This window comes from Streptomyces sp. UNOC14_S4 (genome assembly GCF_020740835.1).
In the GTDB taxonomy this organism is placed as follows: Bacteria; Actinomycetota; Actinomycetes; order Streptomycetales; family Streptomycetaceae; genus Streptomyces.
The window spans coordinates 1-7,965 of sequence record NZ_JAINFC010000360.1 but is presented as its reverse complement, the minus strand read 5'-3'; the positions used below and the strand labels follow the sequence as shown (position 1 = coordinate 7,965).

At 71.6% G+C, this 7,965-nt stretch carries 4 protein-coding genes; 3 read left to right on the top strand and 1 reads right to left on the bottom strand.

Annotated features, from left to right (window positions below; all coding sequences use genetic code 11):
• Positions 1 to 32: 32 nt before the first annotated feature.
• A complete protein-coding gene (locus tag K6I34_RS26390) occupies positions 33 to 5,099 on the top strand; it encodes a non-ribosomal peptide synthetase (protein WP_308294063.1) in 5,067 nt (1,688 codons plus the stop codon).
• Here the strand turns inward: K6I34_RS26390 and K6I34_RS26385 are convergent.
• Positions 5,088 to 6,341, bottom strand: a complete 1,254-nt coding sequence (locus tag K6I34_RS26385) for an amidohydrolase (RefSeq protein WP_229329250.1) — start codon at positions 6,339 to 6,341, stop codon at positions 5,088 to 5,090. The genes K6I34_RS26390 and K6I34_RS26385 overlap by 12 nt on opposite strands.
• 164 nt (positions 6,342 to 6,505) lie before the next feature.
• Here K6I34_RS26385 and K6I34_RS26380 point away from each other — a divergent pair, with 164 nt between their 5' ends.
• Both K6I34_RS26380 and K6I34_RS26375 read left to right on the top strand, forming a co-directional pair.
• A complete protein-coding gene (locus K6I34_RS26380; RefSeq protein ID WP_229329248.1) occupies positions 6,506 to 6,715 on the top strand; it encodes a ferredoxin in 210 nt (69 codons plus the stop codon).
• On the top strand, positions 6,705 to 7,965 hold a 1,261-nt coding region (locus K6I34_RS26375; protein ID WP_229329246.1), incomplete at its 3' end, for an FAD-dependent oxidoreductase. The genes K6I34_RS26380 and K6I34_RS26375, both read left to right, overlap by 11 nt.

The following is a 7,965-nucleotide window of genomic DNA, read 5'->3' as shown; positions in this document are numbered from 1 at the left end:
TGGAGTTGTTCGGTGCGTTGTTGCATGGTGCGGTGTGTGTGTTGCAGCCGGGGCAGAGTCCTGAGCCTGCGGTGATCGAGCGGCTGGTGGCGGAGCATGGTGTGACGATGCTTCAGCTGTCGGCGAGCCTGTTCAATCACCTGGTGGATGAATTCCCCGCTGCTTTTGATGGTGTGCGGGTGGCGTTCACCGGTGGTGAGGTGGGTTCGGTCGCGCACGTGGCGAGGATTCTCGGCCGGTATCCCGAACTCCGTGTGGGGAATGGTTATGGCCCGGTTGAGAGCATGGGTTTCACGACCTGTCACGCGGTGGAGTCGGCGGATCTCGCGCAGTCCCATCTGCCGGTTGGTCGTCCGGTCGGGAACAAGCGGGTGTATGTCCTGGACGAGGGGCTGCGTCCGGTGCCGGTGGGTGTGGTGGGTGAGCTGTATGTGGCGGGTGCGGGTCTGGCTCAGGGCTACATCAGCCGCCCCGGTCTGACCGCCGAGCGGTTCGTTGCCTGTCCGTTCGGTGTGTCGGGTGGGCGGATGTATCGCACGGGTGATCTGGCCCGGTGGCGTGCGGATGGTGTGCTGGAGTACGTGGGTCGTGGCGACGATCAGGTCAAGGTCCGTGGTTTCCGCGTCGAGCCGGGTGAGATCGCGGCGGTCCTGACCGGCCACGACGCGGTGGTGCAAGCCGCGGTCGTCGCCCGCGAGGATCGGCCCGGGGACGTCCGACTCGTCGCGTACGTGGTCATGACCGAACCGGTCGACCCCACGGCACTCCGCCGGTATGTAGCCGCCGCCCTCCCGCGCCATATGGTTCCCGCGGCCGTCGTCGTTCTCGACTCGCTGCCCATGACGCCGAACGGCAAACTCGACCGTCGTGCCCTGCCCGCCCCCGAGAGTCGGTCGGCCGCTGACGGCCGTGGGCCGCGCTCGCTGCAGGAGGAGATCCTGTGCGGGGTGTTCGCCGAGCTCTTGGCCGTGCCGTCCGTCGGGATTGACGACGACTTCTTCTCCCTCGGCGGGCACTCGCTCCTCGCCACGCGGCTCATCAGCCGCGTCCGTGCCGCCCTCGGTGTCGAGCTGGGCATCCGGGACCTCTTCGACGCGCCCACCGTCGCCCTGCTGGCCGAGCGCGTCGGCGAGGCAACGGCTACTGCCCCCCGTGTGCCCCTGCGGGCTGTCGCGGAGCGGCCCGACGTCCTGCCGCTGTCGTCGGCGCAGCAACGCCTTTGGTTCCTGGAGCGGTTCGAGAAGCAGGCGACCTACAACGCGCCTTTCGCCTTCCGGTTGCGTGGGCAGGTCGACACGGCCGCCTTGCGGCTGGCGGTCACCGACATCGTCGCCCGTCACGAGACGCTGCGGACCCGCTTCCCGGCCGTCGACGGCGAACCCCGCCAGCTCGTGGTGGACATCGCCGATGCCGATGTCGACCTCACCGTGGTCGAGTGCCCCGAACACGAGTTGGCCGAGCTGCTTTCCCAGGCGGCCTTCGCCCCGTTCGACCTGGAGGCCGGACTGCCCTTCCGGGCGGCCCTGTTCACCCTCGGTGCCGATGAGACCGTCCTTCTCCTGGCTCTGCATCACATCGCGAGCGACGGGTGGTCGGAGCGGCCGCTGCTCGCGGACTTGGCCACGGCGTACGCGGCCCGGTGTGCGGGTGGGGAACCGGTGTGGGGGCCGTTGCCGGTGCAGTACGCGGACTACACGCTCTGGCAGCGCGACCTGCTCGCCGATGTCCTCGACGACCAGCTCGCCCACTGGCGCCGGGTCCTCCAGGACATCCCCCAGGAACTGGCCCTGCCCGCCGATCGCCCGCGGCCCGCGCTGCCCAGCCACGAGGGCGACTCCTTCGAGTTCGCTCTGGGTGCCGAGTTGCACGGGAAGCTGGAGGCGTTGGCGCGGCAGCACGGGGTGACGCTGTTCATGGTGCTCCAGGCCGGACTCGCGGCTCTGCTGTCCCGGCTCGGCGCGGGGCCCGACATCCCTCTCGGCACGGTCGTGGCGGGCCGGTCCGACGAGGCACTGGACGACCTGGTGGGCTTCTTCGTCAACACGCTGGTCCTGCGGACGGATGTGTCCGGTGATCCGGCCTTCGGCGAGCTCCTGGCCCGCGTACGCGAGACGGATCTGGCGGCGTTCGCGCATCAGGACGTGCCGTTCGAGCGGTTGGTCGAGGAGATCAATCCGGTGCGTTCCGGGACGCTGCACCCGCTGTTCCAGGTGATGCTCGTCCTCCAGAACAACGCCGAGGGCGACACCGGCTTCCCCGGGCTGTCCGTCGAGCCCGAGCCGTTCGGCTCGACTCCGCCCAAGTTCGACCTCGACTTCACGTTCGTGGAGGAGCGGGACGAGGTCGGGAACCCCATCGGCATCAGCGGAGTCGTGAGCTTCGCCGCGGACCTCTTCGACCGGGTGACCGCGGTGTCGCTCGCCGACCGGCTGCGGCGTCTGCTGGAGGGCGTGGCCGCGGACCCCGGGGCGCCGGTGGGCTCGATCGAGCTGCTCGGTTCCGATGAGCGCGCTCGGCTCGTCACGGACTGGAACGCCACGGAGCGGGAGTGGACGGATGGTCGTCTCCTGCCGGAGATCTTCGAGGCGAACGTGCGGCGCTCTCCGCATGCGACCGCCTTGGTCGCCGCCGATGCGACCTTCACGTTCGGGGAGCTCAACGCGCGGGCGAACCGGTTGGCGCGGCTGTTGATCGAGCGGGGTGCCGGTCCTGACCGTGGTGTGGCTGTCCTGCTGCCCCGGGCCACCGACCTCGTCGTCACCTTGCTCGCGGTCATGAAGGCGGGTGCCTGCTACGTCCCCGTCGATCCCGAGTACCCGGCCGAGCGGATCGCGCTCATCCTTGCCGATTCCGGGGCAGCGGTGCTGGTCACGGACGCGTACGGCGCCGAACGCGCGGCCGAGGCGGCACCGTACGCCACCGTGCGGCTGGATGATCCGTCCGTCGGTGCGGAGTTGGCGCGGCTGGCGGATACCGATGTCACCGACGGCGATCGCCGTACGGCTCTGCTGCCTGGCCACCCCGCGTATCTCGTCTATACCTCCGGGTCTACAGGACGTCCGAAGGGTGTCCTGGTCGAGTACCGGGCCCTGGTGAACCTGTTCCATGCGCATGTTGGTGAGGTGTATGGGGCGGTGCTCCCGGAGGGGCGTCGGTTGCGTGCCGCGTTGACGGGTGCGATGACGTTCGATGCTTCGTGGAGTCCGTTGATCTGGATGCTGGCCGGGCATGAGCTGCACCTGGTGGGTGATGATGTCCGTCGGGCTCCGGATGCGCTGGTCGCTTATGCGGCGGAGGCGGGCATCGACTATATGGAGATGACGCCGACGTATTGCCGTCAGCTTCTGGAGCTCGGGCTGCTGGATGCGTCGCGTGTTTCGCGGCCGGTGTTGCTGGAGATCGGTGGTGAGGCGGCGGACGAGGTTCTGTGGGCTGATCTGGGCAAGGCGGCCGGGACGGGTACGGTCACGTTCAACACGTACGGTCCGACCGAGTGCACGGTGTATACGACGTATGCCCGTGTGGATGAGCATGAGCGGCCGGTGATCGGGCGGCCGCTCGCCAATCACCGTTCCTATGTTCTGGATGAGGGTTTGCGGCCGGTGCCGGCGGGTGTGGTCGGTGAGTTGTACGTGGCCGGGTCCGGGCTCGCGCGGGGTTACGTGAACCGTCCGGATCTGACCGCCGAGCGGTTCGTTGCCTGTCCGTTCGGTGTTGCCGGTGAGCGGATGTATCGCACGGGTGACTTGGTGCGGTGGCGTGTGGATGGTGTGCTGGAGTACGTGGGTCGTGGCGACGACCAGGTCAAGATCCGTGGCTTCCGCATCGAACCCGACGAGATCGCCGCCGTCCTCGCCGGTCACGACTCCGTCGCCCAGGCCGCGGCCGTGGCACGCGAGGACCGGCCGGGCGACGTCCAGCTCGTGGCCTACGCGGTCGTCACCGAGCCCGTCGACCCGGCGGAGCTCCGCCGGTACGCCGCCGCCACGCTGCCGCGTCACATGGTGCCCACGGCCGTCGTCGTTCTCGACGCGCTGCCCATGACACCCAACGGCAAGCTCGACCGCCGGGCCCTCCCCGCTCCCGAGCCCGGCGCGGCGCACGGCGGCCGCGGGCCGAGCTCGGTGCGGGAAGGCATCCTGCGCGAGGTGTTCGCCGACGTCCTCGGGATCCCGTCCATCGGCGTCGACGACGACTTCTTCCAGCTCGGCGGGCACTCCATCAAGGCCGCTCAGCTCGTCGCCCGCGCCCGCGCGGCCCTGGGCATGGACACCATCGGCATCCGTGACCTGTTCGACGCGCCCACGGTCGCCGGCCTCGCCGCGCATCTCGGCGCGGGGAGCGGCGGCGACCCGCTCTCGGCCCTGCTGCCGCTGCGCAAGGGGCAGGACCCGGACGCGATCCCGCTGTTCTGCGTGCACCCCGCCGCGGGCATCAGCTGGGTGTACTCCGGGCTGCTGCGTCACCTCGACCCCGGCAGGCCGGTCCACGGCCTCCAGGCTCGCGGCCTGACCGTGCCCGAGGCCGCGCCCGCCGATGTCGAGGAGATGGCCGAGGACTACCTCGCCCTGATCCGCTCCGTGCGGCCGAACGGCCCGTACGCGCTGCTCGGCTGGTCGTTCGGCGGCATCGTCGCCCACGAGGTGGCCGTACGCCTCCAGGAAGCGGGCGAGACCGTCACCTCGCTCGTCCTGCTGGACAGTTATCCCGTGCTCCCCGGAGCGCCATCAGGGACCCTGGGCGAACTGTCCGAGGCCGAGGCGCTGCGGGCGGTCTACGAGTCGCTCGGCCACGACCCGGACGCGGGCGCCTCCGCGGACAGCCCCCTCGCTCTCCTCGGCGAGGACAGGACGGGTGCCCTGACCCGGGTGTTCGTGGACAACGCGCGCATGCAGGACGCGTTCGCGTCCCGCATGTTCCACGGCGACGTCCTCTTCGTCCGCGCGACGGACGGGGCGGACCGCTCGCCTTCGGAATGGGCCGCGCACGTCGCGGGTGAGATCCGTGTGCACGAGGTGGCGGCCCGTCATGGCGAGCTGCTCCAGTCCTCGCACACGGGTGTGATGGGGCCCGCGATCGCGGCGTGGCTACGCCGCTGAGTCCGCTGAGTCGGCCAGTGCGCTGAGCGCCGCCGTCACCATCGCCCGTACCCCCGCCGGTAGCGACACCTCGGGGTCCGGGGCGAAGCGGGGCGAGTGGTGGGGCGGCAGGGACGCCAGTTTTTCCGTGGCTGTCGTGCCTGCCGCCTCCGCCCACTGGCGGCGGCCCACGACGCCCAGCAGCCAGTAGGCCGACCGTACGCCCTCGGCGGCCGCGAACAGCGGGAAGTCCTCCGTCGCCGTCAAGGGGGTGAAGCCCGTCACCCGTTCCTGGCCGAAGGCCGTCGCATGGGCCTCCCGGACCGCCGAAGTGAGACCGGGATCCGGGACGTTGACGAGGGAGCGGGCGGTGACCGTGACCTCCGGCGGCCGCGGGCAGCCCGTCGCGGCGGACTCGGCGCGTACGATCCGCTCCACCGCGGCCACGATCCGGTCGACCGCGGACTCCGAGAACGCCCGGATCGTCAGGCCGAGTTCCGCCCGGTCGGGTATGACGTTGCCGCGGCTCCCCGCGTTCAGGCGGCCCACCGTGAGCACCGCCCGTTCCGCCGGTGTCGTCTCGGCGGCGACCACCGACTGGAGCCGCAGCACCGTCGCCGCGGCCGTCACCACCGGATCCACGCACAGGTGCGGCTGGGCGGCGTGGCCGCCGCGCCCGTGGATCACCACGTCGAGCGCGGCGCTGCCCGCCATGATCGGTCCCGTGCCGTGCGCGACCGTGCCCGCGGGGAGCTGCGCGGTGTGCTGGGCCAGCACCGCGTCGGGGCGGCCGAACCGTTCGTACAGGCCGTCGTCGAGCATCGCCCGCGCCCCCAGCAGCGTCTCCTCCGCGGGCTGGCCCACCACCATCACCGTCCCCCGCCACCGCTCACGGCCGCGCGCCAGCACGCTCACCGCACCCGCGAGCGCCGCCACGTGCAGGTCGTGACCACAGGCGTGCATCACCGGCACCGGACGCGTCACGCGGCTCGCGTACGGCAGGCCGGTGCGTTCCTCGACGGGCAGCGCGTCGAGTTCGGTGCGGAGCATCACGCGCGGGCCGTCGCCGTTCTCCAGCACGCCGACGACGCCGTGGCCGCCGACGTTCTCCGTCACCTGACAGCCCTCCGCCCGCAGCCATGCGGCCAGGCGGCCCGCTGTCCGCGCCTCCGCGCCGGACAGCTCGGGGTGGGCGTGGAGGTCGAGGTAGAGGGCGGTGACCGCTTCCAGCAGGTCTTTTTCCAGTGGGGCTTCCGTCGGCATCGTGGCCGCCTCCTGATGGTCCGATGACTGCTTCGTTTCTCTCACCCGGTTCATCCTGTCGAGTGTTCCCTGTCGGAGCAGCACCACCGGCGCCGTGCCGCCCCGGATGATAGGACGGAAAGGGATACACAGGGACGGAACGGGGCAGTGGAGGGAGTGTTCGCATGCGCGTCGTGGTCGACCTCAACCGCTGCCAGGGCTACGCCCAGTGCGTCTTCCTCGCCCCCGAGGTGTTCGAACTGCACGGTGAAGAGGCCCTGATGTACAGCCCGGAGGTGCCCGAGGACCAGCGGGAGAAGGTGCTCAGGGCGGTGGCCGCCTGCCCCGTGCAGGCCGTTCTCGCGGGCGAACAGGCGGGCACCGGTGCCGGGTGACGCCCGGGACGGGCGGATCGTCGTCGTCGGCGCCTCGCTGGCCGGGCTGCGGGCAGCGGAGGCGCTGCGCGACGGGGGCTTCACCGGCGAGCTCACCCTGGTCGGTGACGAACCCGACCCCCCGTACGACCGGCCGCCGCTGTCCAAGGGAGTGCTGCTCGGACGGACGCGCGCCGACGCGTGCGGGCTGCCCGCCCGCCGCCCGCTGGACGCCCGCTGGAGACTCGGGGTCCCGGCCACCGGGCTCGACCCGCTCGCGAAGCAGGTGCTCCTCGCCGACGGCGAACGCCTCGACTTCGACCGGCTGCTGATCGCCACCGGCACCCGCGCCCGCCCCTGGCCGGACCCCGGGGAAGCCGCCCTGGACGGGGTGTTCACCCTGCGCACGAGCCGCGACGCGGGCCGCCTCGCCGAGCGCCTCGACGCCGGCCCGCGCCGCGTCCTGGTGATCGGCGCCGGGTTCACCGGATCGGAGATCGCCTCCGCGTGCCGGGAGCGCGGGCTGGCCGTGACGGTCGTCGAGCGTGGCCGGGCACCCCTCATCGGCGCGCTCGGCGGTACGGTCGGCGCCTTCGCCACCAAGCTCCAGCGGGCGCACGGCGTCGACCTGCGCTGCGGGGTGACGGTCACCTCCCTCACCGGCCGCGACGGCCGCCTGACCGGCGCCGTGCTCGACGACGGCGAACGGATCGACGCGGACATCGCCGTGGTCGCCCTCGGTGCCGTCCGCAACACCGAGTGGCTGGCCGGCACCGGCCTCGCCGCCGGGCCCCGCGGCGTGGCCTGCGACGCGGGCTGCCGCGTGTTCGACATGTACGGCATCGTCACCGACGACATCTTCGTCGCCGGTGACGTCGCCCGCTTCCCGCACCCGCTGTACGAGTACCAGCTCCTCGCCCTGGAGCACTGGGGCAACGCCGTCGCCCAGGCCGAGGTCGCCGCCCACAACATGATCAGCCGCGGCCCGGACCGGCGGCCGCATCTGACCGTGCCCGCCTTCTGGTCCAGCCAGTTCGGCCTCAACATCAAGTCGGTCGGCGTGCCGACCTTCTCCGACCAGGTCGTCATCGCCCAGGGCTCGCCCGGTGAGCGCCGCCTGGTCGCGGTCTACGGCTACCGCGGGCGCGTCACCGCCGCCGTGACCGTCAACCGCGCCAAGTGGCTGGAGTACTACCAGCACCTGATCGAGACCGCGGCCCCGTTCCCGCCCGGCCCCGGCGCCGCCGACTTCGACGGGAGCGAGCCCGTCC